The 594-nt window shown below is 67.8% G+C and carries 1 protein-coding gene; it reads right to left on the bottom strand.

The genetic code is table 11. The annotated features are described in order from the left end of the window. Nucleotides 1–594, bottom strand: a 594-nt coding sequence (locus OO70_RS50545; protein WP_043688331.1) for a hypothetical protein, incomplete at both ends; no start/stop codon positions are given.

Raw genomic sequence — 594 nt, 5'->3', positions numbered from 1 at the left:
CCACACTCCCGTCCGGCCAGCGGATCGTGATGTCAGCCAACAACGTGCCCCCGCCGCCGGCCATCGCCACCATCGGCTGCGCCTGCTGCCTCGGCACCACCGCGTGGCCGTACCAGCCGGCAGCAGTGTCAAGGATCCCCAGCGACCGCCCGGCGTCGCCGTTCTTGGGCACGAACGCCTCGCCACCGGTGGCCGGCTCCCGCCAGGCGTACATGGTGTCCCCCGGGCCCCACGCGTTCGCCTGCCTGAGCAGGCCATCCTCGGCGTGGTAAACGTTGCCCCACCGGTTTGCGTACTGCTTCCGGATCGCCGCAGCGGCAGCGGACGCGTTGCGCTGCCCGGTGACCCGCATCGCAATGTTGACGACCTCATCGGGGATCTTCTTTAAGTACTCACGCAGGGCTTTCGCCCGCTGCATCGCCGATGTCGTGTCGACGGCAACCTTCGTGTCGACCCGCTTCGGGATGTCCCGGTAGGCGCCGATCAACCGGTCAACCTCGGCCTTTGTAAACCCGGCCTGGATCATCTGCCTACGCAAACCCTCGATGTCCCGGCCGTACTTGGCGTCGGCCTCGTCGAGCGCCATGCCGTGCT

Origin of the sequence: Streptomyces xylophagus (assembly GCF_000716435.1) — a bacterium.
GTDB classification, from domain to species: domain Bacteria; phylum Actinomycetota; class Actinomycetes; order Streptomycetales; family Streptomycetaceae; genus Streptomyces; species Streptomyces xylophagus.
The sequence above is the reverse complement of the archived record's forward strand: the minus strand, read 5'-3'. Positions and strand labels throughout refer to the sequence as shown.